The sequence below is a fragment of the Candidatus Taylorbacteria bacterium genome (assembly GCA_039934295.1).
Classification (GTDB): Bacteria; Patescibacteriota; Minisyncoccia; order Phycocordibacterales; family HO2-43-120; genus HO2-43-120.
Map to the genome: position 1 here is coordinate 20951 of JBDTMN010000010.1, position 25469 is coordinate 46419.

Annotated in this window: 30 protein-coding genes; 28 read left to right on the forward strand and 2 right to left on the reverse strand. The window is 43.6% G+C overall.

Annotation, left to right across the window (positions count from 1 at the left end; genetic code table 11):
• Positions 1-57: 57 nt before the first annotated feature.
• The 16 genes from ABI430_03585 to rplK all read left to right on the forward strand — a co-directional run bounded on the left by ABI430_03585 (position 58) and on the right by rplK (position 11923).
• Positions 58-657: a hypothetical protein gene (locus tag ABI430_03585; GenBank protein ID MEO8637953.1), complete on the forward strand. Its 600-nt coding sequence runs from the start codon at positions 58-60 to the stop codon at positions 655-657.
• Between the two features lie 9 nt (positions 658-666).
• Positions 667-1440, forward strand: a complete 774-nt coding sequence (gene uppP / locus ABI430_03590) for an undecaprenyl-diphosphatase UppP (protein ID MEO8637954.1) — start codon at positions 667-669, stop codon at positions 1438-1440.
• Between the two features lie 134 nt (positions 1441-1574).
• On the forward strand, positions 1575-2474 hold the full coding sequence (gene pyrB, locus ABI430_03595; protein ID MEO8637955.1) for an aspartate carbamoyltransferase: 900 nt from the start codon (positions 1575-1577) through the stop codon (positions 2472-2474).
• Between the two features lies 1 nt (position 2475).
• Complete coding sequence (locus tag ABI430_03600) at positions 2476-3510, forward strand: dihydroorotase family protein (GenBank protein MEO8637956.1); 1035 nt, start codon at positions 2476-2478, stop codon at positions 3508-3510.
• Positions 3510-4142: a phosphoribosyltransferase family protein gene (locus ABI430_03605; GenBank protein ID MEO8637957.1), complete on the forward strand. Its 633-nt coding sequence runs from the start codon at positions 3510-3512 to the stop codon at positions 4140-4142. Before ABI430_03600 ends, ABI430_03605 begins: the two co-directional genes overlap by 1 nt.
• Positions 4143-4244: 102 nt before the next feature.
• Positions 4245-5048 (forward strand): orotidine-5'-phosphate decarboxylase, encoded by an 804-nt coding sequence (gene pyrF / locus ABI430_03610; protein ID MEO8637958.1) that lies wholly within the window; start codon positions 4245-4247, stop codon positions 5046-5048.
• A 107-nt stretch (positions 5049-5155) separates the two neighbouring features.
• Positions 5156-5425, forward strand: a complete 270-nt coding sequence (locus ABI430_03615) for an MGMT family protein (protein ID MEO8637959.1) — start codon at positions 5156-5158, stop codon at positions 5423-5425.
• A 16-nt stretch (positions 5426-5441) separates the two neighbouring features.
• On the forward strand, positions 5442-5876 hold the full coding sequence (mscL, locus tag ABI430_03620; GenBank protein ID MEO8637960.1) for a large conductance mechanosensitive channel protein MscL: 435 nt from the start codon (positions 5442-5444) through the stop codon (positions 5874-5876).
• Positions 5877-5988: 112 nt separating this feature from the next.
• Positions 5989-6402 (forward strand): DUF1761 domain-containing protein, encoded by a 414-nt coding sequence (locus ABI430_03625; protein MEO8637961.1) that lies wholly within the window; start codon positions 5989-5991, stop codon positions 6400-6402.
• A gap of 254 nt (positions 6403-6656) precedes the next feature.
• The gene (locus ABI430_03630; protein ID MEO8637962.1) at positions 6657-7175 is read left to right on the forward strand and encodes a sigma-70 family RNA polymerase sigma factor; all 519 of its coding nucleotides are present in this window, start codon (positions 6657-6659) and stop codon (positions 7173-7175) included.
• Positions 7176-7187: 12 nt separating this feature from the next.
• On the forward strand, positions 7188-8381 hold the full coding sequence (locus ABI430_03635; GenBank protein ID MEO8637963.1) for a DUF5667 domain-containing protein: 1194 nt from the start codon (positions 7188-7190) through the stop codon (positions 8379-8381).
• A 228-nt stretch (positions 8382-8609) separates the two neighbouring features.
• Positions 8610-9494, forward strand: a complete 885-nt coding sequence (locus tag ABI430_03640) for a bifunctional 5,10-methylenetetrahydrofolate dehydrogenase/5,10-methenyltetrahydrofolate cyclohydrolase (protein ID MEO8637964.1) — start codon at positions 8610-8612, stop codon at positions 9492-9494.
• Positions 9495-9633: 139 nt separating this feature from the next.
• Positions 9634-10449 carry an SIMPL domain-containing protein gene (locus tag ABI430_03645; GenBank protein ID MEO8637965.1) on the forward strand — a complete coding sequence of 272 codons (816 nt, stop codon included), beginning with the start codon at positions 9634-9636 and terminating at the stop codon, positions 10447-10449.
• A gap of 226 nt (positions 10450-10675) precedes the next feature.
• Positions 10676-10852, forward strand: coding sequence for a preprotein translocase subunit SecE (gene secE / locus ABI430_03650; protein ID MEO8637966.1), 177 nt, complete (start codon positions 10676-10678; stop codon positions 10850-10852).
• Positions 10853-10944: 92 nt separating this feature from the next.
• Positions 10945-11487, forward strand: coding sequence for a transcription termination/antitermination protein NusG (gene nusG, locus ABI430_03655; GenBank protein MEO8637967.1), 543 nt, complete (start codon positions 10945-10947; stop codon positions 11485-11487).
• Positions 11488-11500: 13 nt separating this feature from the next.
• On the forward strand, positions 11501-11923 hold the full coding sequence (gene rplK / locus ABI430_03660) for a 50S ribosomal protein L11 (GenBank protein MEO8637968.1): 423 nt from the start codon (positions 11501-11503) through the stop codon (positions 11921-11923).
• A 156-nt stretch (positions 11924-12079) separates the two neighbouring features.
• Here rplK and ABI430_03665 read toward each other — a convergent pair whose 3' ends face one another.
• Positions 12080-12598, reverse strand: coding sequence for a dihydrofolate reductase (locus tag ABI430_03665; GenBank protein ID MEO8637969.1), 519 nt, complete (start codon positions 12596-12598; stop codon positions 12080-12082).
• 49 nt (positions 12599-12647) lie between these two features.
• Here ABI430_03665 and ABI430_03670 point away from each other — a divergent pair, with 49 nt between their 5' ends.
• The 10 genes from ABI430_03670 to ABI430_03715 all read left to right on the forward strand — a co-directional run bounded on the left by ABI430_03670 (position 12648) and on the right by ABI430_03715 (position 21220).
• Positions 12648-13322, forward strand: a complete 675-nt coding sequence (locus tag ABI430_03670) for a CYTH domain-containing protein (protein ID MEO8637970.1) — start codon at positions 12648-12650, stop codon at positions 13320-13322.
• 149 nt (positions 13323-13471) lie between these two features.
• On the forward strand, positions 13472-14050 hold the full coding sequence (dcd, locus tag ABI430_03675; protein MEO8637971.1) for a dCTP deaminase: 579 nt from the start codon (positions 13472-13474) through the stop codon (positions 14048-14050).
• Positions 14051-14061: 11 nt separating this feature from the next.
• Positions 14062-15036: a thymidylate synthase gene (locus ABI430_03680; protein ID MEO8637972.1), complete on the forward strand. Its 975-nt coding sequence runs from the start codon at positions 14062-14064 to the stop codon at positions 15034-15036.
• A gap of 12 nt (positions 15037-15048) precedes the next feature.
• Positions 15049-15717, forward strand: coding sequence for a thymidylate kinase (locus ABI430_03685; protein ID MEO8637973.1), 669 nt, complete (start codon positions 15049-15051; stop codon positions 15715-15717).
• Between the two features lie 111 nt (positions 15718-15828).
• Entirely contained in the window at positions 15829-17034 is a 1206-nt protein-coding gene (gene glyA / locus ABI430_03690) for a serine hydroxymethyltransferase (protein MEO8637974.1), read from the forward strand.
• 7 nt (positions 17035-17041) lie between these two features.
• Positions 17042-18004, forward strand: coding sequence for a gluconeogenesis factor YvcK family protein (locus ABI430_03695; GenBank protein MEO8637975.1), 963 nt, complete (start codon positions 17042-17044; stop codon positions 18002-18004).
• A 4-nt stretch (positions 18005-18008) separates the two neighbouring features.
• On the forward strand, positions 18009-18497 hold the full coding sequence (locus ABI430_03700) for an HAD family hydrolase (protein ID MEO8637976.1): 489 nt from the start codon (positions 18009-18011) through the stop codon (positions 18495-18497).
• A gap of 19 nt (positions 18498-18516) precedes the next feature.
• Entirely contained in the window at positions 18517-19023 is a 507-nt protein-coding gene (locus ABI430_03705; GenBank protein MEO8637977.1) for a hypothetical protein, read from the forward strand.
• A gap of 199 nt (positions 19024-19222) precedes the next feature.
• Positions 19223-20917, forward strand: coding sequence for an arginine--tRNA ligase (gene argS, locus ABI430_03710; GenBank protein ID MEO8637978.1), 1695 nt, complete (start codon positions 19223-19225; stop codon positions 20915-20917).
• Positions 20918-20959: 42 nt separating this feature from the next.
• A complete protein-coding gene (locus ABI430_03715; protein ID MEO8637979.1) occupies positions 20960-21220 on the forward strand; it encodes a type II toxin-antitoxin system Phd/YefM family antitoxin in 261 nt (86 codons plus the stop codon).
• Between the two features lie 521 nt (positions 21221-21741).
• Here ABI430_03715 and ABI430_03720 read toward each other — a convergent pair.
• Positions 21742-22014, reverse strand: a complete 273-nt coding sequence (locus ABI430_03720; GenBank protein MEO8637980.1) for a hypothetical protein — start codon at positions 22012-22014, stop codon at positions 21742-21744.
• A 335-nt stretch (positions 22015-22349) separates the two neighbouring features.
• Between ABI430_03720 and ABI430_03725 the strand changes: the two genes are divergently transcribed.
• Together ABI430_03725 and ABI430_03730 are read left to right on the forward strand one after the other, a co-directional pair.
• Positions 22350-22940 carry a hypothetical protein gene (locus tag ABI430_03725; protein MEO8637981.1) on the forward strand — a complete coding sequence of 197 codons (591 nt, stop codon included), beginning with the start codon at positions 22350-22352 and terminating at the stop codon, positions 22938-22940.
• Positions 22941-23095: 155 nt separating this feature from the next.
• Complete coding sequence (locus tag ABI430_03730) at positions 23096-25309, forward strand: DUF2339 domain-containing protein (protein ID MEO8637982.1); 2214 nt, start codon at positions 23096-23098, stop codon at positions 25307-25309.
• Positions 25310-25469: the final 160 nt, after the last annotated feature.

Below are 25469 nucleotides of genomic sequence, written 5' to 3' on the forward strand. Positions count from 1 at the left end.
ATGTCAAGGTTAAACCTTGACATAGCGGTTAAAAAATAAATGAGATACTATAGCGCAATGGAAAGAGATGAAAAAAAGCGTGGAAGTATCGAGGTGCAGGATATTTATTTTGGAAAAGTCGGGCATTCCATCAAGAATCCGGTTGCAAAATGGCTGATTGATATTATTTGGAGCGACAGGGTAAGAAAGAAGGAATACGTTTTCAAATTTTTCGCGCTCTCATTTGCCGATTCCGAAGTTCCCTGGTACACGAACTTCATGAACGAATTTTTCTCTAAGCAGAAAGTGAAATGTTACTTCAACAAGAACAACGACACTTTTATTATCTATCCAGTAATAGGAAATTCACATCCCGAAACGTTTATAGAAATACCTAAAAAAGCGAATACGTATGTTCAGTCGAGGAAAGAAGTCTGGGAGAAAGTGAAGGGGTGGAAACTTGACCCGCTGTCGGTAAAGAAAGAAGAGGCAGGGGGGATGTTTAGTTTGGAGTTCAAAGGCGAATATGAAAAAGATGGTAAGACTTCCATGGTGCTCGAGCATACCGTATTTAAGGGCATGAAAAAGGTTGTTTTGCAGGCGTTTGTATCAAAAGGCGCCGACCCGAGGGCGATTGCAGATATTAAAAAGGTCGCCCAGTCGATTAAACTACTTTAGTGTGATTGTATGGATATTTTTCAAGTAATAATTCTAAGTATAGTCGAAGGAATCACCGAATTTCTTCCGATATCTTCGACTGGTCATCTTATTTTAGCGAGTCATATCCTGGGACTTTCTCAAACCGATTTTTTAAAAAGCTTTGAGATAGCTATCCAACTTGGAGCGGTTCTCTCTGTGATTTTTCTCTATGGGAAATCGTATCTCTTGAAGCTTTCGATGATAAAAAAATTGGTTGTCGCGTTTATTCCGACCGCACTTCTCGGGCTACTCTTCTATTCCTTTATCAAAAAGAATCTCCTCGGAAATGAATCTGTCGTTCTCTTTGCACTCGGAATCGGCGGAGTTCTTATTATTATTTTTGAGCTGATATTGAAAAAAAGAGAAGAAGAGCAGAAGCAAAATCTAGAGACCCTCACATACAAACAGGCTTTTCTTGTAGGTCTCGCCCAGTCTGTCGCAATTATTCCAGGAGTTTCAAGATCGGCTACCACGGTTTTAGGAGGGCGGTTTTTGGGGTTAAGCATGAAAAGCGCAGTCGAGTTCTCTTTTCTTCTGGCACTTCCTACAATGCTTGCCGCTACCGGACTTGATTTGGTGAAAAATTGGAGTTTATTCACTCATTCTGAAATTGGCGTGTTGTTTTTGGGCTTCATTTTGTCATTTACGGTTGCGGTCTTCTCCATAAAATTCCTTCTGACATTTATTAAAAAATATTCGTTTATTTCTTTCGGAGTTTATAGAATTTTTATCGCGCTTTTGTTTTGGACATTTTTAATATAGGATATATGGAACTTACGAATTTATAACGGGAGGAATCGAGCTTTCCATTGGAGTGGAGTTCAACCTCCAACTCCGCTTGTCAGCGGGGTCCTCATTTTAACAGCTACTCGAAGACTCGTAGGTAAAAATGGGACATGAAGCATATCGTAGAATCACAGCAGTTTAACCCCTCGATTCTCTCGGAAATTTTCTCTTTAGCGGATAAATTGTCGGCAAAGAAAGATAATTCGATGAGGGGGAAAATAATGGCATCTGTTTTCTATGAACCGAGCACTCGCACTCGGTTTTCTTTTGAGTCAGCGATGTTGCGCCTTGGCGGCTCCGTGATAACCACCGAAAATGCCAAAGAATTTTCCTCGGCTGCAAAAGGAGAAACGCTCGAAGACTCGATTAAGGTCATCAATCATTACGCGGACGTGATTGTGCTCCGCCATCCCGAAGCGGGTGCGGCAAAAAGAGCTTCGCTCGTCTCCTCTGTTCCCGTTGTGAATGCCGGAGATGGCGCGGGACAACATCCGACCCAGGCGCTTCTCGACCTCTACACGATACTAAAAGAGCTCAAAAAAATAGACGGAATCACCATTGCCATGGTGGGAGACCTCAAAAACGGCCGGACGGTGCGCTCGCTTTGTTATCTGCTTCGAAAATACAAAAATGTTCGTATCTATTTTGTTTCGCCGAAAGAGCTTCGCATGATGGATGATATCAAAGACGAACTTCGCAAATACAAAGTGGATTTTGAAGAATCATCTTCCCTCGAGGGCGTCATCTCAAAGTGTGACGTGGTGTATCAGACTCGAATCCAGAAAGAACGCTTCGCGTCTCTCGAGGAATATCAGAAGTTAAAAGGACGGTTCATCATTTCAAATAAAGAAGTGAAAATGATGAAGCCGAAATCAATCATCATGCACCCCTTGCCCCGAGTGGACGAGATTTTGCCTGAAGTGGACACATCAGAGAAGGCGGTATACTTCAAGCAGGCCTATTATGGGGTGTTGATTCGAATGGCACTTTTGAAACTTTTGCTAAAGTAACATGTTGAATAAATTTCCCAGCTTCATCGACGCTCATGTTCACCTCCGAGAACCCGGAGCGACTCACAAGGAGGATTTTTATACGGGCTCGCGCGCGGCGATTGCGGGTGGATTCACCTATATACTGGATATGCCGAATAATCCGACTCCTACCGTGAGTCTCGAGAGGCTTCAAGAAAAAATCGCGCTTTCAAAAAAAGCTTTGTGCGAAGTCGGTTTCCATTACGGCACAAACGGGAAAAATATGGATACATTTGAATCCATAAAAAACAACCCGCGGGTTTTCGGATTGAAACTCTATTGTAATCACACGACTGGGGAAATGCTCATTGAAGATAAAAAAATTCTGAACGCTGTATTTAAGGCGTGGAATTCTCCGAAGCCAATTCTCCTTCATGCCGAAGGTAATGAGCTTGCAATAGCCATTGAACTCGGAAGAATGAACAATAAAAAAATTCATGTCTGCCACATATCGCAAAGCTACGAAGTGGAAATGGTTCGTCAAGCAAAGAAAAAAGGTCAGATGATAACCGCGGGAGTTACTCCGCACCATCTTTTTATGACAGAGAAAGATCGAGAAAAGATGAAAGGATACGCAACGATGAAGCCACCCTTGGGAAGCATTAAGGACCGGGAAGTACTCTGGAAGGGCCTAATTGAGGGTACAATAGACATTGTTGAGACCGACCATGCTCCCCACACCAAAGAAGAAAAAGAGAAAGATCCGCCCGCCTATGGCGTGCCAGGACTTGAAACCGCAGTCGGACTTCTCTTTAAAGCGGTAAAAGAAAAAAGAATCAAAGTGGGAGACGTGGTAAAATGGCTTTACGAAAATCCAAAAAATATTTTCAAAATTCCTCAAGGCGCAGACACCTATATCGAGCTTGACCCCGAAAAACCCTACAGAATCGGCGAGAGCGGATACGAGACAAAGTGCGGCTGGTCGCCATTTGACGGGTGGGAAGCGTATGGGAAAGTCGAATCAGTCGTGATTGAAGGCAGGAAAATAATGGAGAATCATAAAATTTTGAACTAATGCAAGACATCATTTCAATTTTAAAAAAAGTGGGAGCAATTTTGCCGAACGGTCACTTTGTGGGGACTTCAGGAAGACACATGGATACTTACATTACAAAAGATGCTCTTTTTCCGCATACGCAGGTTGTTTCCATGATAGGAAAAATGTTTGCAGAAAAATATAGAGACACAGATGTCGAGGTAGTTGTTGGTCCGGCAATCGGGGGAATTATTCTTTCCCAATGGGTGGCCTTCCACCTCTCCGAGTTGAAAAAGAAAGAAGTGTTAAGCGTGTATACCGAAAAAACGGCGGACAATAACCAGGTTTTCAATCGCGGATACGGCTCTCTCGTAAAAGGAAAAAAAATTCTCGTAATTGAAGACACAGTGACAACGGGAGGATCGGTAAAAAAATCAATTGAGAGCGCAAAGAGGGACGGCGGAGATGTTATTGGAGTTTGTGTAATGGTCAACAAAGATCCTGACCAAATAAATGAGGTGGCTCTTGGAGCGCCTTTTTCTGCACTCGGAGAACTTGAAGTGAAAACCTATGAAGCAAAAGATTGCCCTCTATGCAAAGCAGGCGTGCCTATAAATACGACGTTTGGCCACGGTAAGAAGTTTTTAGAGTTAAGAACTTTCCACAAATAGAGCATTCGAATAAGAGAAATTTATTTGTGGCATTCGCCCGCCCGGATGGCTCGGTCGGACGGGGTACGGGTGGGCATTCATTCGTGGATTTGCATTATATTTATGAACCCTATCGATAAATACAGTAGAAGAGCCGATACGGTTAACTCGCTTCTTTGCGTCGGGCTTGATGCCGATTTTGAAAAAATTCCAGAAAAATTTAAAAAGTTTGAATTCCCCCAGTTTGAATTTAACAAATTTGTGATTGAAGAAACTCATGAATATACCGCGGCCTACAAACCGAACAGCGCTTTTTATGAGGCGAGGGGAGACAAGGGGATGAGGGAGCTCAAGATGACCTCGGACTATATTATCCAAAAATACCCTGAAATTTTTACTATTTTGGATGCAAAGCGGGCGGATATCGGAAACACAAACGAAGGATATGTATCTTCGATTTTCGATTGGCTCGGATTCGATGCGGTAACCCTGCATCCGTATCTTGGAAGAGAAGCCCTTTTGCCATTTCTTCAAAGGGAAGATAAGTGTTCTATCATTCTTTGCCGGACTTCAAACAAGGGCGCGGGAGAAATTCAAGACTTAAAAATTGATGGCAAACCAATTTGGCAAATTGTTGCGGAAAAAGTGAGCGCAGAGTGGAATGGAAATGAAAACTGCATGTTAGTCGTTGGTGCAACCTATCCCGAAGAGATGAAGTCAATTCGGGGCATCGTGGGAGACATGACATTTCTTGTGCCTGGAGTCGGCGCGCAGGGAGGAGATGTAGAGCGCGCAGTCAAAGTAGGCTTAAACTCAAAGAAACAAGGCATGATTATAAACTCTGCTCGAGGAATCATTTTTTCAGAAAATCCTAAGGGGGAGGCTAAAAAACTTCGGGACGAGATCAATGCATGCAGAAGAATGTAACATATAACATGTAACACAAAGAAGGGGAATTCTCCTTTCAAATGTTACATGTTGTATGTTATATGTTACATGTTGTATGTTATATGTTACAAAAATATTATAGAATTATGAGAGCCAATTTTACGCAAAAAGTATTTGAAGTCGTGAAGGGGATTCCACGCGGAGGGACCTTATCTTACGGCGAAGTGGCAAAGAGGGCAGGAAGCGCGAGAGCGTATAGAGCAGTCGGAAATATTTTGAATAAAAATTATGACCCGAAAATTCCGTGTCATCGGGTTGTAAAAAGCAATGGAGAAATTGGTGGATACAACAGAGGCGTGGAGAAGAAGATGCGAATATTAAAGGCAGAGAAATCAAAATTTTTGCAACTGACTTAAACCTACTAGTATGAAAATCTTCAAGGAATTCAAAGAATTTGCGGTTAAAGGTAGTGCCATGGATCTTGCCGTAGGCATTATCATAGGTTCAGCGTTCAATAAAATTGTTTCGTCTCTTGTGACTGACATTCTGATGCCCCCGGTGGGCCTCATTCTGCATAGGGTTGATTTTTCCAACCTATATATTAATCTAGGGGGGGTGAAGTACGAGAGTTTGAAAATGGCGCAAGATGCCGGGGCTCCAACATTAAATTTTGGTCTTTTTATAAACAACCTTTTGGCATTCCTTATCACTGCTTTCGCGGTGTTTCTTATCGTGAAGCAGGTTAATCGAATGAAAAGGAAAGAGGAGAAAGAGGTCAAACAAGATACTTTCAAGTGTCCTTTTTGCGACAGTGATATTTCTCTTAAAGCGACTCGGTGTCCCCATTGCACATCAGCTTTGGGATAGGAAGGAAAGCTATTAGCTGTTAGCTTTTAGCTTGCAGAGATACTAGAAGATTTTTTAAAAACATTATTAGAAGCTAACAGCTAACAGCTGAAAGCTAATAGCTTAAAAACACATGATAGCTCTTAACTGGTTTGCGATAATCGTTGCGGCAATTATTAACATGGCACTTGGATTTTTTTGGTACTCCCAGATACTTTTCGGAAAAAAATGGATGACACTCATGGGAGTAAAGGAAGTAGACATGAAAAAGGGGATGAGCAGTAATGACATGTGGAAGAACTACGGCTTAACTTTTGTGGGCGCAGTTATCACCGCTTTTGTTCTTTCCCTTTTTGCCTATTACAAGTCTGCTGACACCCTTCTCGAGGGGGCGCTTCTCGGAGCTTTGCTTTGGATTGGATTAGTCATTCCCACGAGCTTAAGTGGAGTTCTCTTTGAGAAAAAACCCGTAAATCTCTACTTCATCAATATGGGATTTTATTTGGTGAGTCTCATTGTTATGGGAGGCATTGTTGCAGTCTGGTGATTTTTGCACCACAAAAATCACGTCGAAATAGTTTCAATAGCGAAGCTATTAAAACTATTTCGACGCAGGAAAGTGTAACATGTAGCCTAAAAAAGGAAGCAATTCTTTCTTCTCACGCTACATGCTTTGTGTTACAAGTTACATTTGTGTGGCTCTGCCATTATACGTTTGCTGTGTTTGGGTGGTATTATTACCATTGAAGGTAGAAAAATACGGGGGCCGGTAAGGAATGCCGGTCTTAAACGTCTATATGCATGGTACATAATTTAGATAAAAATGACGAGTTTTTAAGGGTTTATGACGAGTTAAGCGACGCTTTATTTCGACGTTTTTATTTTAAACTGTCGGACAGAGAACGGGCTACGGACCTCGTTCAAGAGACTTTTACCAAAGCTTGGCAGTACATTCGCGAGGGTAAAGAAGTCAGAAATTTGAAGTCTTTTCTCTATACCATTGCCAATCACATGATTATCGATGAGTATCGGAAAAAGAAGTCCGTTTCGCTTGACGCCCTGTCAGAGTCGGGGTTTGATCCTGGCGAAGAATCGCAATACAAGAAAATGATGCTAGACATCGAGCTGGGGACGGTGCTTCAGAGTATCGAAAAGCTTCCGCCGAAATATCACGAGGTTATAACGATGCGATATGTTGATGGGCTTACTCCGGGAAAGATAGCCGAAATTACCGGCGAGACCGAAAATGTCATTTCGGTCAGGCTGAACAGGGCTATCAAAAAGATTCAGGAATTGTTGCATATCGATTTGGACGAGTAACAGAACATTTTGATGATTAAAGAAAAATTAGAACAACTTCACACAGAAATCACTCTTCACTCGAAGTCATTTGGAGGTGAACGAAAACAGGGGATACGGGAGAATATCCGTTCCTTTATGGAGGCGTATCCCATTTCTTTGGATAGAGAGGGAGCGGTTGCTTCGCCTTTTTCCTCGGATATAGTTACTTCTCACAATCGCTTCAGACTTTCTTTTTTAGGAAGGATGAGGGTCATGACCGGAATTCTCATAGTAGCTCTAACTTTGGGAGGTAGTGTTTCCTATGCGGCTCAAGATTCAGTGCCGGGGGATTCTCTCTATGGGGTGAAGACAAATGTGAACGAAAACTTGAGGTCTCTTCTCACATTCTCATCGAAGCAGGAGGCATCGCTCCATCTCGAATTTGCAGAGGAGAGAATAAAAGAAACAGAGAAATTGCTTGCGCGGGGTGCCATTGAACCGAAAATTGCCGAAGAACTTAATGTTAATTTTAAAAAGCAGGCAGAAGCTGTCGATGCAAAAATAGAAGAACTTGCATCAGAGAACAAACACGAAGACGCTCTTGAAATCAGTTCCAAATTTGAGTCTTCTCTCAAAGCTCATGAGTCTGTCTTGGGCGAGCTTAATGACAAGAATGCCTCAACCACGAATGCCACGAGCACGGTGGGCACGCTTCTGGGCTCTGTCGAGAATCAAATTGACTCTACCGAAGAGGCCCGGGCGACTGCGGAAAAAAGAATTAAAACTGACGCGATTATTGAAAAAGAAACGGCGCAGGCAAAAATGCAGTTAGCGAAAGATGCGATCAGTGAAGTATCCACCTTGATTGAACAATTGGAAGAATCGAAACTTATCGAAAAATCGAACAATGAAGCTGAAACGAGATTGAAAAAAGCACAGCGATCTTATTCTTCCGGCAGAGGTAGATACTTAAGAGAAAGCTTCAGCTACTCCTATGTTCTTTTTGAACAAGCCAACCAGGAGGCGGAACAGGCAAAAACATATCTCACAACGATTGTGTCTCTCGACACGTTGAACAAAGAGGCAACCGACAGTTCGGTTGCCACATCGACGCCATCTATGGCCACAACAACTGAAGCGATTGCGACCTCGACGGAGGCGCTGATAAACGCCACATCGACTACCGCGACCACGACAGATTCGTCTTCAAATGAAGCTACGACCTCTTCGAAGGTGAGTATTTAAAAAAAAAAGAATCAAGAGACGGTCCTTGACATGATTTTCTTGAGACGTGGGAGGGAGTACTTTCTTTTTCAAATCCTCTTTTAGCGCGCCGTCTACAGGTGTCGACTTCTATCTCGTCGACACGACGCGAGCGGAGCAAATTTAAGTAAAACTGTATGCGTGCTTTAAAAGGAAACGCACGAATGCTCCATTCTCGCTTTTTTGTTCTCGTACTGCTAAGATTTCCTTATGCATATTCTTGATGGAAAAAAACTTCGAGACGATATGAAAGAGAGACTCAAAAAAGAGATTGGAGGCTTAAAGAAGAAGCCCGCACTTCTCATTATCCAGATTGGGGACAGACCGGAATCAAATTCATATATTGAATCGAAGAAAAAGTTCGGGAAAGCTATCGGCGTTGGCGTCATTCATGAAAAATTTGATGAGAAAGTTACTGAGGAAGAAATTATCCGAAAAATTGGAGAAGCAAATGCCGACAAGGAGATTTCCGGTATCATTGTTCAGCTTCCCATTCCTAAATCGCTTGACCGAGAAAAAATAATGAACGAGATAGCGCCGGAGAAGGACGTTGACGGGTTGGGTGCAGTGAATGTAGGGAGGCTTTGGGAAGGGAGGAGTGACGCATTTGTTCCAGCGACAACCAAGGGAATTCTCACTCTTTTAGAAAAAAACGGAATTTTACTTTCCGGAAAGCATGTTTTGGTAATTGGCAGGTCTTCCCTTGTTGGGAAGCCGACTGTATTTCTCTGTCTCTCGAAAGACGCTACGGTCACGATAGCTCACAGTAAAACAAAGGATTTAGAAAAATACACAAAGTCCGCGGATGTTCTTATTGTCGCGACGGGTCATCCGAAGCTTATCGGCGTGTCTCATGTCCTGCCCCGACATGTCATCGTTGATGTTGGGATCAATCCGCAATCAAAAGCGAAAGAGAAAGATAGTAGTATGGCTCTTCAGGATGAAATTCTGGGGAGCACATTGGTGGGAGACGTTGATTTCGAAAACGTGAAAAATATTGTTCAGGCCATTTCTCCCGTGCCCGGTGGCGTCGGTCCTATGACCGTTGCGTCGCTCTTTGAAAATGTTGTGACAGCGTATCGACGGCAGGCATAGTTTACAATTGTGGGGTTTTTGATAGAGTAGAAGTATTAATAGTTACATATAATCCTTTACTTAGAATCAAATAACCTATGAGGGAGAAGTTTTTCCTGGTTATTCAGTGATTCAGTTATTGGTTATTAGTTAAAAAATTATGGACAATCAAACAAACGAAAGCGGATGGAGCGGAATGTATAGCGGAAATGCCAAGTGGCTCTTTATTTCGGTCGCTGCTTTTCTCTCGCTATTCCTATTGGCGAAAGCTCTGCATGAGTTCAGACAATTTGGAAATGAAGGGAGAACCGTTTACCCTTCAAATACTATTTCGGTGACAGGAGAAGGTAAAGCCAATGCGACTCCGAACATTGCATCGTTCAGCTTCTCTGTCATTGAAGAGGGAGCAACAGTTCCCGAAGCGCAGAAGCTGGCCACGGACAAAGGCAATAAAGCTATAAGTTTTCTCAAGTCAAATGGTATCGAGGATAAAGACATAAAAACTACCGGATATTCAATTAATCCGAATTACGAGTTTGAGCGATTTCCTTGTAATACTATTTCCTGCCCTCCCGAAAAAAAGACTCTAAAAGGATATGAAGTGAGTCAAAGCGTGAACGTGAAAGTTAGAAAAACGGAAGATGCGGGCAAAATCCTTTCCGGAATCGGATCTCTCTCGGTTCAAAACGTCAGCGGTCTTCAGTTTACTTTGGACGACGAGGATGCTCTTAAAACTGAAGCTCGCATAGCTGCGATTGGGAATGCCCAAACGAAAGTAGACGAGCTTTCAAAAGCTCTTCATGTGAAAGTGGTTCGAGTTGTGAGTTTCACTGAAGGAAGTCAGCCAATACCTTATTACGCGAAAGCGCAAATGGCTAACGATGAACGGTCAACCATGTCTGCTCCTGCGCCGGCGATACCCTCGGGCGAAAATACGATAACATCAAGCGTAACAATTACCTACGAGATAAAGTAAATAGAGAAAATCCCCGAGCAGTCGGGGATTTTTGCTAATTATGGAGTGACATTGACTTTTTTTTGTCAGGGGTGTACTATAATTGATGAGTCCCCGGAAGGGGTTTTTTAGTAAAAAACTTATAACCTATTACAAATAACTGAATGACCAATAACCAAGAGGTTAAAGATTATTTTTTTTCGTTATTCAGTAATTTGTTATTCAGTTATCAGTTATAGGTATACCTATGAACCTATCAAACTACATAAAGGAAACGCGGGTAGAAATGAAGCATGTGAGCTGGCCCACTAAAAAGCAGGCCATTCTTTACACCATATTCGTCATAATCATTTCTTTGGGTGTCGGGGTGCTTTTGGGTCTCTTTGATTACCTCTTTACTCTTCTTTTGAAACAGATCATATAACCCGATGCAAATCCACGAATGTATGCGAATGACACGAATAAAATCAGATTCTTCTTATTCGCATGCCCTATTCGTTAAGGGTTCTTAACATTATGAAGCAAAAATTAAAAGAAGAAAGAAATTGGTACGCAATCCACACCTATGCAGGGTATGAGAATGCCGTGTCGCGCAATCTGAAACAGCGCATCGAATCCTTAGGCATGGAAGACAAAATTTTCAATGTCCTTGTTCCTACGGAAAAAAAGATTAAGATAAAAGGCGGAAAGCGCATCGAGGAGGAGGAGAAAATCTATCCCGGGTATATCCTTGTCGATATGATTGTGACAGACGACTCATGGTATGTGGTAAGAAATACCCCAAGAGTTACTGGGTTCGTCGGCTCCGGAGTGTATCCGGTACCCCTAGATAAGGCGGAGGTGGAAACCTTATTTAAACGGATGAATTCCGATACGGTGAAGCACACGATTGACCTTAAAATCGAAGACTCTATCGTCATTGTGGATGGACCGTTTAAGGAGCTTGAAGGCAAGGTAAGCGAAGTTGACGAAGAGCGAGGCAAGGTCAAAGTGTTAGTCTCGATGTTCGGGAGAGAAACACCTGTGGAGTTGGACTATCTGCAGGTAAAGAAAAGCTAAATTAGAAAAAAATATGGCAAAGAAAATCACAAAAAAACTAAAGCTCATTATTCCCGCAGGCAAGGCTAACCCTGCTCCGCCTATCGGTCCTACTTTGGGTCAGGCAAAAGTGAATATTGGAGAATTTGTCACCAGATTTAATGAAGGCACAAAATCCATGATGGGAGACTTGGTGCCTGTGGAGGTTACCGTTTTTGAAGACAAAACCTTCACACTGACTTTCAAGACCCCGCCAGCAACAGACTTGATTCTGAAAGCCATCGGCAAAGAAAAAGGATCGGGTAAAAATGCAGTAGAAAAAGTTGGAACTCTTTCTCGCGCCCAAGTAAAAATGATTGCGGAGAAGAAGCTCAAAGATTTGAATGCGAACGACGTTGAGGCCGCGATGAAAATCATTGAAGGCTCGGCAAGATCGATGGGAGTGGACGTCAAGTAAGTTGAAAGTGTAACCCGCCCGAACGTGACCCGCCCGAACGTGCCGTTTCGGAACGGGCGGGAGTAAAAAGTGAAAAGTTGAAGCAAAAAACTGTCCGCCTTAGGCGGGCAGTTTTTTCTAACTTACTAACTTACTAGCATACTAACTTACACTCTCTTATCTCTCCAAATCAATCCAGGTGTAATGGAGACCGGTTTTAAGGTCGGAGCGGTTTTCTCTGAACGTTTCTTTTTTAAAATCACTGTGGTCGGGGAAAAAGACATCGCCCTCTGCATCAGATTCGACAAGCGTAAGGTACAATTTGTCGACGAAAGGGAGAGCCTCTTTGTATATCTCTCCTCCGCCTATGACGAAGATCTCTCTTCTCCCGTTGTCATTTCCGGATTGATTCTCAATTTCTCTGGCTTTTTCAATCGCTTCTTCGATCGAATGGAGGACAATAACTCCCTCCGGGTGGTAATCCTTGTTTCTGGTGACCACCAGATTTTCTCTTTCCGGAAGCGGTCTGCCGATGGATTCGAAAGTTTTTCTTCCCATGATGATGGGGTGGCCTCGAGTAATCGCCTTGAATCGCTTCAAGTCGTCGGGAATTCTGAAAAGGAGCTTGCCTCCCTGTCCAATGGCCGCATTTTTTCTGGTGATTGCAACTACGATACTGATTTTAGGTTTTGTCATGTTGATTTGACTTACGGGTCTATTATACTTACAACAATTATAAAAAACCATGGGACACCAATACGAAATAGAAATAAAAACCCTCCTCGGAGAGAAAAAGAATGCCGATGATTTTCGAGCGAAGCTTGAAGCTAAGGGAGCAGTTCCAGGTAAAAAAGGAAGACAACTTAACCATTACTTTGTGGGGAGAGATCTTTCCAGTTTTCGTGACAGACTTTTTCCTTTTATTGAGTCGGACAAAAAATCTCTTTTTACAGATATCGTAACTCGCGCTAAGGATTTTTCTATCCGCACAAGACAGACGGATGATACATTGCTTTTGGTAGTGAAGGCATCGGTTGGCGAGGGGTCAAGCGCGAATGCAGTTTCTAGAATGGAATTTGAATCTGTTATACTTGACAAAACGCTCGATGAACTCGACAAAATTATTTTAGTCTCTGGTTTGGAATACCAAGCGAAATGGTCCAGGGAGAGGGAAGAATTTACCGTGGGAGATATTACCGTGTGTCTTGACCGCAATGCAGGATATGGCTACCTTGCCGAATTTGAAAAAGTTGTAGATGATGAAAAAAAGAAAGACAGCGTTCGGTCTAATCTCGAGCTTCTTATGAAAGAACTAGGTGTAGAGGAATTAAAACAGGATCGCCTAGAGCGGATGTTTTCGCATTATAATCGGAACTGGCGGGATTATTACGGAACTGATAAAGTATTTAACATAGAGTGAGGTCTGCATATTTGGCGCTCTTCTTCGTTGCTTTCTCCGCATGTTCCCGCAGAGTAGCATTAACTACACTTTGGTCACATTGCTCGAAAGCGCCTCGAATAGCATCCAAATATGCAGACCTAAAAATATTAGCTTAACAAATCATTACGATGTTTCTCTCCGACGTTGACATAAAAAAAGCAATCAAAGATGGTTCAATAACCATTCGGCCTTTTCATTTGAAGCAACTTCAACTTGCAAGCTACGATGTGAAGCTTGGGAATGAGTTTGAAGTCACCAATCGCCATTCCACAACTGCCGTGGACCCTTCCAAAAAATTGTTTCCCATGACGCGCACAATTCGCATCAAGGACGGGGAGCCTTTCATTCTTCACCCCGGAGAAAGCGTCTTGGGGAAACAGAAAGAGTTTATCGGAGTAGATAATCATCATCTCATTTTACTCTCCGGGAAAAGCTCTCTGGCTCGGGCGGGGCTTGTTGTGCACAATACCGCGATGCTTTTTAATCCCGGGCACTATTTTTACCCGACATTTGAGCTTGTAAACACCAACAATGTTCCCTTGATTCTTCGACCGGGAATGGAAGTGGCCCAGCTTTTATTTGCCCGCCTAACGAGCCCGACCAGCAAGGACTATAAAAAAGTGGGAAGATACGATCTCATTAATTCTGCGCATTTTGCGCCTAAAGGGGCGAATTCAAAAAAACCTTCTCAAAAAAGAAAGAAGTAACTCTTAAAATTATGGAGCATCCAGAATACCAATATTTAAATCTTTTAAAAGAGATTCTCAAGAAAGGAGATCGGCAAGTTGATGCAGGGCATGGTCGCGCAACCTACGGAGTTTTCGGACGACAAATCCGCTTCGATCTATCGAAGGGCTTTCCGCTCATTACAACAAAAAAAGTATATTGGAATGGAGTTCTGCACGAGCTTAATTGGTTTCTTAAGGGGATGTCGAATATTCGCTACCTGGTGGAGAACAATGTCCATATTTGGGATGACTACCCCTTTCAAATGTATTCTGAACTGTCAAAAAAAGGAAAATTACCGGAATTGACTAAAGAGGAATTTATTTCAAAAATAAAAGGCGATGCTGTGTTTGCAAAGAAATACGGTGAGTTGCCACACATTTACGGTGAGCTATGGCGCAGGTGGCCGGCAAAAGACGGAAGAGTAATAGACCAACTTAATTTTGCGGTTGACGAATTGCGCAATGACCCTGGGTGCCACAACGCCATTGTTTCTTCTTGGAATCCGGAGTATCTCTATTCCATGGCAAAGCCGGAGGAGGTGAACCATTTTCCCATCTGCCACAATATGTTTCAGTTTAATATTAAGAACGAAAAGCTCTCGCTCCAGCTCTATCAGCGCTCGGCGGATATATTTTTAGGAGTGCCGTTCAATATCGCAAGCTACGCGCTTTTGTGCCACATCGTCGCGCGAATTCTTGGACGGGAGGTGGGCGAATACGTGCACACCTTCGGAGATGTCCATATTTACGAAAATCATTTTGACGCGGTCCGTGAACAACTTTTAAGGAAACCGAAAAAATTTCCAACTCTTTCCATTTCGAAAGAGGCCAAAAGTTTAGCCAATTTCAAGACTGAACACGTGGTGCTTACGGGATATAACCCACATCCGACAATCAAGGCGGAACTGACGGTTGCAGGATTGCGAAATCTCGACAACAAGCCGAGTGGCATAAGAAATGCATAATTTCATTATTGGATGAAAAAAGGGAAACTCATTGTCATTGAGGGCACCGATGGGTCGGGAAAGGCGACACAGGTTGCGCTTCTTCTAAAAAGACTTAAAAAAGAAGGAAAAAAAGTTAGTGCTCTCGACTTTCCTAGATACGAAAAGCCGTCCTCATATTTTGTGGGAAAATATTTAAGAGGGGAGTATGGAAAAGTCGGTCCCTACAAAGCATCTCTTTTTTATGCGCTCGACCGCTATGACGCGTCTTTCGAGATTAAAAAAAAGCTTGAACAAGGTTACACGGTACTCTCTGACCGATACGTGTCCGCCAATATGGGACATCAAGGAAGTAAGATAAGCAATCGAAAAAAGCGCGAGCATTTTTTGCGTTGGCTCGATAATTTGGAATATGAAATTTTCGGCATTCCTCGGCCCTCTCTTACCATATTGCTTAACATTCCTCCTCTCTTGGGACAAAAATTAGTGGACGGCAAGAAACGAAGGGCATATCTTGGAAAAAGGAAAAGGGATATCCACGAGGATGATATAGGGCATCTAAAAAAAACGTCCATGATGTACCTCTCCTTAGCGAGGAAATATCGCTGGACCGTAATCAATTGCACATCTGGAGACACTCTTCTTTCTCGCGAATTTATTCACGAAAAAATTTTTCAAGAAGTAAAAAAACTTCTTCCATAATTCTTGAGCATCTTGTTTCAAGGATTCCCTGCTACTAGCGACATATTGTTAGCGGCTTTTCTTTTTGGCGCGGATTGCTACAATACCTCCACTAGCCAACATATAGCTCCAATGAAGGATTTACAAGTCAAAAAGCTCATAGAGGCCGAGAAAAAAAGGCAGAAAAAAGTGATTAACTTAATCGCTTCGGAGAACTATGTGTCGAAGGATGTGCTTGAAGCTCTCGGCTCCGAGCTTACCAACAAGTATGGAGAGGGGTATCCGGGCAAGCGGTATTATCGCGGGACAAAAATCGTTGATGAAGTGGAAAAATTGGCGCAAAATCGAGCGCTTGAACTTTTTGGCCTAAAAGCAGAGGAATGGGCGGTAAATGTTCAGGCATTGTCCGGTTCTCCAGCAAATCTCGCGGTGTACTTGGCCCTCGTTCCCCAGGGCAATTCTTCTTCACAGGGAGCAAAGACCGCGCGCGGAAAAATAATGGGCATGAGCTTGAGCCACGGAGGCCATCTGACTCATGGGCAAAAAGTTTCAATGACGGGAAAATTTTGGGACTCCGTGCTTTACGGTGTTTCCGCAAAAACGGAGCTCCTTGAGTATGAGGAGGTGAAAAGGATGGCGATTGCCGAAAAGCCAACTATTATTGTTGCCGGTTTTACCGCTTACGCGCACATTGTTGATTTTAAAAAATTTCGCGAAATTGCCGACGCTTCCAAGGCACTGCTTATGGTTGATATGTCTCACTTTGCCGGGCTTGTTGCTGGCGGGGCGTACCCCTCTCCTTTTCCGTTCGCGGATATTGTCACCACGACTACCCACAAAACACTTCGTGGTCCTCGCTCGGCCCTTATTTTTTCTCGAAGGGACGCTCGAGAATTGTATAAAAAAATAGATAAGGCGATTATCCCGGGGCTTCAAGGCGGACCGCATTTCAACCAGATAGCGGCTGTGGCTGTCGCTTTAAAAGAGGCAAAAACTCCTGCTTTCAAAAAATATGCCGTCCAAGTAAAAAAGAATGCGAAAGCGCTTTCCGACAAACTTATGAGCCTCGGCTGGAGAATAGTGGAGGGTGGAACGGAGAGTCACCTTCTTCGCGTGGATGTTTGGAAAGGGGGAGAGGGAATCGGAGGCAAAGAAGCGGCGGAAAAACTTGAGGCGGAGGGCATTATTGTAAACGAAAACATGATTCCTTTTGACACTCGGAAACCTTGGGACCCTTCTGGCATCCGCCTCGGTTCTCCTGCCGAAACGACGCGGGGACTCAAGGAAAAAGATTTTATTGCGATTGCAAAAAGAATAGATACAATTCTCCGCAAATAATTCTTGTATGACAGCTCAACAGAAACAAAGAAAGGTTGTGGTTATTGGAGGCGGAACGGGGAATTCAAGCGTCCTTCGGGGCCTGAAGCGATATCCATTTGCAATTACTGCAATCGTTACGATGTTTGATTCTGGAAGTTCAAGCGGGATTCTAAGGGACGAGTTCGGCATTCTTCCTCCGGGTGATGTCAGGCAGTGTCTCATCGCTCTCGCGGAGGAAAAAAAAGAGCCTATGTTGAGGGAGCTGTTCGCATATCGGTTTAAAAATGGCGGAACATTGAATGGGCATAGTTTCGGCAATCTGTTCTTGACCGCCCTCACTCACATACTCAAAGACGACGCGAAAGCGATCAAGAAAGCGGGGGAACTTTTGAATATTAACGGCCAAGTCCTTCCTGTTTCTCTCGATAATGCCCATGTGCACGCCAGGCTTGAGGACGGCACAATCATTGAAGGCGAGACCAATATTTCCGTTCCCAAACATGATGGTAATCTCAAAGTGAAAGAGGTGTTTCTCGCACCGAGTGCCAAGCTATTTCTCGAAGCGAAAAAGGCAATCGTCGGCGCCGACTTGGTTATCATCGGTCCCGGGGGGTTGTATTCTTCTCTTATTCCCAATCTTTTGGTGGAAGGCATGAAGGAAGCGCTTCGGAAAAGCAGGGCAAAGAAGATTTACATCATGAATCTTATGACTCGATGGGGAGAAACGAACAATCTTTCCGCTTCCGATTGCGCAAGAGAAATTCTTTCTTACGCTCGCATCGAAAAGTTTGACTTCATTATCTGCAATAGCAAGAAAGTTTCCAAAAAAGTTATGGGCGCGTACGCCAAGGAGAAAAAATATCCAGTTGTCTTGGATGATGATTTGGCAAAATACGGAAAAAAAATTGTTGCCTCGTCGCTTTACAAAGGCGATGACCTCCTGCGACACGATTCCGACGCTCTCGCCAAAATTATCGCCTCTCTATAACGATATGAAGTCCACGAAACTCTACATTTTTGACCTTGACGACACACTCTATGACACGTCCTTCCGGCTTGACGAAGTCACGCCCAATTTTGAGACTATGAAATTATTTCCCGACGCTTTGGAAATTCTCAAAAAAAAGGAGCCGGAAAAAATCTTGGTCACGCATGGGGAGAGAAAGAGGCAGGAGAAAAAAATAAAAACATTGGGAATCCGCGGGTATTTTAAGGAAATTTACATCTGTGCAGACGGGACGGAGAAACTGGAACTTTTTAAAAAAATAGTGAAGGAGTATGGAGTAGAAAATCCCAAGAATTGTGTCATCATCGGTGATCGCGTTGATACCGAAATTCGGTTTGGGAACATGCTCGGGTGCGTAACCGTGTATCTTCCACGGGGGAAATACTCGAAGCTCTCGCCTGTGGACGCAATCGAAATCCCCACATATACTATCCATTCCTTTGCTGAATTGGAGTCTGCAATCGGTCGAGGCTAATTTGTGCTAAAATTACATAATGAAACAGGACATAAAATTCGTTCTCTTTTCCGTCATTTTTATAGGTGTTTGTGTGTCGGTATGGGCATCGGTATTTGTGATAAAAGGCGGACAGTGGAACCAAGCACCGGTGTCCTCCTTTACTCCCGTTCCTACTGTTCTTCCCGAGCCAAAAGCGGAGTCGACGGCTTCATCTCCGATTTCTATCGATATAAAAGCTGAAGAAAGTGATTTTGAAATATGTATGGATGAGGAGCAGAAGAAGGTCCAGGGCGTGGACTACGAAAAGGGGTCGCTTCTTGTTTCGTTTACAAGTAGCGCGACTTTTCAAAAAGCGCGCGCGGTTATCGAGTCCAACAAATTAACCTACCAGTCTCGAGAAAATATGGAAGAGGATTTTAAAACTAATCATTGGCTTGGAGTTGTCGTCCCGAAGAAGGAAGAGATAAAATGGATTTGTGTATTGAAAGGAAATACTGCCGTTAAAAATGCTATTTTAAACAGGACATTCGAGTTGCACGAGTAAAAACCACTCGCTCACGTTAAAAAAGAAAGCGCTCGTTTTTTCCAGCGAAAAACTCGCTAGTCCTCGCCCGCCGAAGAACCAAGCCGGCGGGCTGTGGACAATCTTTTTTAAAGAGAGCTCGCTCTCTCGAAAAAAACGCAGACTCTCGATCTCTTTTCATTAGGTTTTTCAGTGTTAAAATGGAAACCTGATAATAAATATGATCTACAAAGACCTAAAAAAACACATAGAAGAAGCTTTAAGAGAACTTGGAATTCCTGAAGGAGATTTTGTTTTGGAGCACTCGGACAATCTTCAAAACGGCGATTACTCGACAAACGTCGCGCTAGTGTTCGCCAAAGAGCTCAAAGCCAAACCGCGAGATTTGGCGGAGAAAATCGCCTCAAAATTGAAAGAGAAGAGAATTCCACATGTTGAAAAAATTGAGGTCGCGGGCGCAGGGTTTGTAAATTTCTTCCTTTCGAAAGATTTCTTTGCCGAGTCAGTGGACGAAATTATTAAAGCCAAAAAAAGTTTCGGCAAGGGTTTTTCGGGGAAAGGCAAGTGTGTACTTGTCGAGTATTCATCTCCGAACATCGCAAAGCCTTTCACTGTGGGACACCTTCGTTCCACCATTATCGGTGACGCCATTGCGAACATTTTGGATTTTTCCGGATACAAGGTCATTCGGGACAATCATGTGGGCGACTGGGGCACGCAATTTGGCAAGCAAATCGTCGCTTTTCAAAAATGGGGAAGCCAGACAGAGCTTGAGAAAAGCAGAAACAAAATGAAGTATCTTGTCGACCTTTACGTCAAATTTCACGCCGAAGCGGAAAAAGACCCGACACTCGAAGATGAAGCAAGAGAAGCGTTTCAAAAGCTTGAAAAAGGAGACAAGACTGCACGGAAGCTCTATAGCGAACTTGTCTCAATTTCAAAAGATTATTTTAGAGAAATATACTCGCGACTCGCTATTCGCCCGTTTGACACCGAACAAGGAGAATCATTTTATGAAAAAATGATTCCGGAGGTTCTCAAAGACCTCGAGAAGGCGGGAATAGTAAAAGAGAGCGAAGGGGCTCGGCTCGTATTTTTTGAAAATGAAAAATATCCCCCTTTAATGATTCAGAAAAAGGACGGAGCCACTCTTTACTCCACCCGCGATTTGGCCACAGACAAGTGGAGGAAGAAAAAATATGGCGACAAGATAATGATAGTAAACGAAACGGGAGTCGAGCAGTCTCTCTATTTCTCGCAGTTGTATGAAGTTGAGGAGATGCTCGGGTATTTTAAGAATGGAGAAAGGGTGCATGTTATGCACGGGTTTATTCGGCTTCCGGAAGGGAAAATGGCCACTCGAAAGGGCAATGTTATCTGGCTCGAAGAAGTTCTCGACGAGGCGGAGGTTCGAGCAGGTGAGATAAACAAAGAGACTGCAAAAGTGGTTGCTATGGGAGCGATTAAATTTAATGATTTGAAGCGCGAGAGTAGACAGGACATTGTTTTCAATTGGGATGAGATTATCAATTTGAAAGGGGACTCGGGTCCGTATCTTCAGTATTCTTGCGTCCGGGCAAAATCGATTTTGAAAAAGGCCGATGAAGAAAAGATAGACTACGGATCCAACTTGGAGGCGAGGCCTCCAAGTGGTTGGCGGAGTGTCGTTTTAGAAAAAATGCTCTATCGGTTTCCTGAAGTCGTTGAGCGAGCGGGGCGGGAATATGCTCCAAACTATATTGCAACCTACCTCATCGAGCTCGCATCGTCTTTCAACACGTTCTATGCGGAGGGTCAAATTGTCTCAAAAAGTGACTCATCTTCACTTTACAAAATCGCTTTGACTAAAGCGTTCTCGATTGTTATCGAAAACGGCCTGAATCTTCTTGGAATTCAGGTTCCGCCAAAGATGTAGCAGTGACTTGACATAAAAGCCATTTTGGCTATAGTAGCTACTATGAATAAAACAATTTTTACAGCTAAAGAGGCTAAAAACAATTTTGGGCGCCTACTCGATGAAGCCAGAGAGTATCCGATTTCTATAGAAAAGCACGGCCGAGAGGTAGCAGTTCTTTTGTCTGCTCGCGCATATCAGGAATTTAAAATGACACAAGATGCATACTGGGGAAAATTGGCATCTCTTTCTAATAAAAAAGGATATATTGGAACTGCAGGAAGCTCTAAGATTCTTAAAAAAATTATTGATGCTCGAGATTAATCTCTCTCGTGATTCCGCAAAGTTTCTTAAGAAATTGGTGCCAAAGCATCGGCGCCAAATAGCGGGAAAAATTTTACTGCTTGCTCATAATCCCCAAGTTTCTGATACACAGAAATTACACGGATACGAGAAATTTTATCGATCAGATATTGGGGAGTATCGAGTCATTCTTCGCTTATCTCCGAAAGTCTTGTTCATTGTCTTAATAGGGAAGAGAAATGACGATGAAGTCTATCGGAAATTCGATAAGCGACAGAGGTAACTGTTTGGGAGTTTTCTTTTCTTAAAACGATAGAGCGAGTACTTTCTTTTTAAAAGCCTTGCGCAGGCTGACGAGCCGAGCAGAGAATCCGCCAGCAGGCGGATATGCGTGCTTTTAAAAAAGAAATGTACGAGCGGCACTTGCATTTTTTTGTAGATGTGATATAATGCAGTCAGGTAGATTTTGACAGGCGAAACAACCCTTTTCCTCTCTTTTCGCGTCCACTATTGTGAGGTAGAAAGTGAAGAGGAGGGTTGTCTTAATTACTAGGCACATTGCGGGATAGTCTTCCGCAGTGCATTCCACTCTCCTTAATTTTCACCAAAATGAGAATTAACCGAGCCATTGGATTAGCTTTAGTAATTCTGCTCTTCCAATTTTTAGTTCCTAGAATTTTCAATGCGATGGAAGACGCAACAGTTTCATTCTTCCACACTTCCGGGACTTCGTTTGAAGTTTTAGAATCTTCTGTTCTTAAAGGAAGTGAGAAACTGCCTATTCCCACAATCAAATAGGCAAAGGGCTGATGCACACGCGTCAGCCTTTGTTTTTTTAATAAAATTCACCCCAGTTGACATTATGGTTTATTATAGTGTATAATATCATGAGAGTTTTTCTTAGACGATGAAGCGAGTACTTTCTTTTTTAAAGCCTCGCGTAGCGCGCCGGCGCGAGCAGAGAATCCGCCAGCAGGCGGATATGCGTGCTTTTAAAAAAGAAATGTACGAGCGCTTGCCAGTTCTTTAAGCTAACTTGTAATCGCCACAACGGAGAATTGCCTTAGAAGGCAATTCTCCGTTGTGGCGATGCGCTCGACACTCAAACCACCGCCCGTTAAAAAACAGGGCAAAACAAAAGAAAGGCCGTATGGCGAAACGCCTAGCCGACACAAATCAGAATCAGATACCAGCCGCAGAGCAGATAGATGCTTTTACAAGACTCACTCACGAACTTCATCAGAGTTTTTTTAATGATGAGGTGAATCGCGACCGAGTTCTCGACGGATTACGAAAGCTCAACAGAAAAAAGCTTCACCTCGACTGCGGCGTCGAGCCGGAGATTCCCGGCTGGGCTCACAAAGGGGAGTCAATCAAAACACATTCTTCTTGCGGGATTGTTGATCTATCGATGATTGCCGCCGAAAGCGTCTTTCGTGGAGAGGTCAGTCTCTCTGGCGATGAGTATCTCGCAAGAGTGCAGGAAGAACTTCCTTCCTTTCTTCCCTTGAATGCCTGCGCCCGCGATTTCTTCGTGAAGTCCGAAAACTGGAAGTTCCTGGCGCACCTTCCGACCCGGATAGATTTCCTGATCTTTCCAGGGACTGTTTTTAACGGTGCGGATAAAAACCTCTACGTGCCGGATCTCCGTCGCATTGGGCTTGAGTGGCGTGAGGGTGAGAGCCGAATCAAAAATGCGTTGATGTACCCTCGCTTTCTAGTGGCCGTGGTCCCAAAGTAGGAAAGCGGGCATTCTGTTTTCTTTTTTTAACGCTCTTGAGCGTTCAATTCCAGCCCTGCACACGCGGGGTTTTTTCATGTAAACACCTCGCTTCGCCCCTTTTCATTGGCGGTAATCACTATATAATTAAAGCATTATTATTATCCTCTAAAAATATGAGTGCTCTACTAATAGTGATTCTCTTCATAATGTTCTTTTACTTATTAAGCCGGGTGAAAGAAGTCGAAAGGAGAATGGGCGAGATAGGTAATGTAAAAAGCGCGCCTCGGGAATCATCGGGAGAGACTCAGTCACAGGTGCCTCAGCAGGTTATTTCGTCGACTCCTTCTCCAATGTCGAGTCCGACACCTGTCGTTTCGCAAACAATGCAAGGACAGCCAGCTTCTGCTGTACTTCCCACAAAGAAAAAGGAAGGCGATGGAAATACCGAATTCGCCCTCGGAAGCAAGGTGATGACGGGTGTGGGTGCGCTCGCGCTTCTTCTCGGAATTGGTTTCTTTTTGCGATACGCATTTGAAAATAATCTTATTTCAGAGTTGAATCGGGTAATCTTCGGAGTTATTTTCGGCATTGTTGTGGTTGGGCTCGGACATTTTTTGAGGAAAAAATATGCAACCTATGGCTACACTTTGGTGGGGGCAGGACTTGGCATTCTATACCTTTCACTCTACGCGGCATATAGTTTCTATTCGTTATTGTCTATGCCTGTTGCGTTCACTCTTCTCTTTGTGGTTACGGCTCTCGGAGTTGGCGGGTCGCTTCTCTATGACTCCAAGGTTCTCGTTTCCTACTCCTTCTTGGGCGCATTTATTATTCCTTTTATCCTACCTCTTTCTCTCTCCGTCCACGTCCTCTTTGTCTATCTTCTGGTCATAAACTCGGGAGTGCTTCTTGTCGCTCGATTCAAGGTTTGGCCCGAGCTTACGCTCGGCAGTCTCTTGGGGACGAGTCTGATTTACCTTCGATGGGTGATAGGTCCTTATACCGATGCTCTCTTTGCGATTACGCTTTTTTACTCCACCCTTCTTTTTCTCATTTACTTTACAACCAGCCTCCTGAATTTCGTGTTTCGCGATAGGCAATACAAAGGCATAGACGGCTTTCTTCTCTATGGAATCCCAATTATTTATTTTCTTCTCAATCTCACTATCATTCGTGGCAATAACGACACGGCGCTTTTTGCCCTCCTTATCGGTATTTTCTACATAGCAATTTCGCTTGGGGTGCGAGCGGGTTTTTCGGCTGTGGGAGAGCTGACGCGATTTTCGAATGCAATGCTTTTTATTGCCACTCCTTTTATTGCTCTCGCAACTGCGATTCATTTTGACGGCTCGACTGTAACGGTAGTGTGGGCAATCGAGGCCGTGGTCATGGTGCTGGTGGGATATCTTCTTAAAACTTCCTCGAACAGAGTGGGCGGAATAATTCTCGCCATACTTACAGGAATGAAGATGGTATTGTTCGATTTCGGAATGCCCTTAAATGCGGTCGCTATTTTTAATTCCCGCTCTGCGACAGTGGCCATCGTTGCTCTTATGTTCGCGACTTTGATGTGGGTGTATATGAAAATCGAGAATATCGGCGGAGATGAAAAAACAGCGGGGAGGTTTGTAGGTTCGATTGGTCTTTTTGCGACCCTATTTCTCTGGTTGAGCTTCGAAGCTCACGATTTTCTCCCGGATTATCTTCTCTATCTCCCGCTTATCTATATTATTTTCGGAACGCTTGCCCTAAGTTTCTCTTTCGTCGTCCGGGAGAAAATAATACGCTTCTTGTCTTACCTAGTCGTATTTCTGGCGTTTAGTTTTGCTCTCGCATTTCAGTCCGACCTCGATCTTTCAAGATTTTCCTCTCTCTTCAATATCCGAGTTCTGACGGGGCTCGCGGCCGCGCTTTTCACCGCATTTCTCATGTGGCTTTTCAAAGCAAATGCAGTTGACGTGTCAAATGATGAAAGGAAAATCGTAAAGGTGTTTCTTACCGCGGCAAACCTTCTTGTTCTTTGGGCGTTCACTTCTGAAATTCTCGGATACTATAATATGAAATTTCAGGTATTAAATGATGTGGGCATCGAGAACACGAAGAGGGTAGTGTTGTCTGGATTCTGGCTCGTGTATGCGCTCTCCGCGATGGCAGTCGGCATTTTCCGCCGGTCGATTTTTGCCCGATACCTCTCTATCATTCTTTTTGCTGTCACCATTTTCAAGATTTTCCTCTACGACACGGCGAATCTAAGCGACGTCTACCGCTTCGTATCCTTCATCTCACTTGGCGTGATATTGCTCATCACCGGTTTTGCTTACTATAAATTTAAAGATAGAATCACAGAGTTCGTGAGAATTCCCAATGAGCCGGCAAACAAAGTCTAGTTAAAATTCATAACTTTCTCTCAATTTACAACTCCTCGCAGTCAAGGTTTAGCCTGACAGTGCAGGGCTGTTTTTTGGTTGAGGAGTGACAAGGTCATCTCTCGCGACTGCATAAGGCCAGATACATATTGCACTCTTTGGTCTCTCCAAAGCAGTGAGA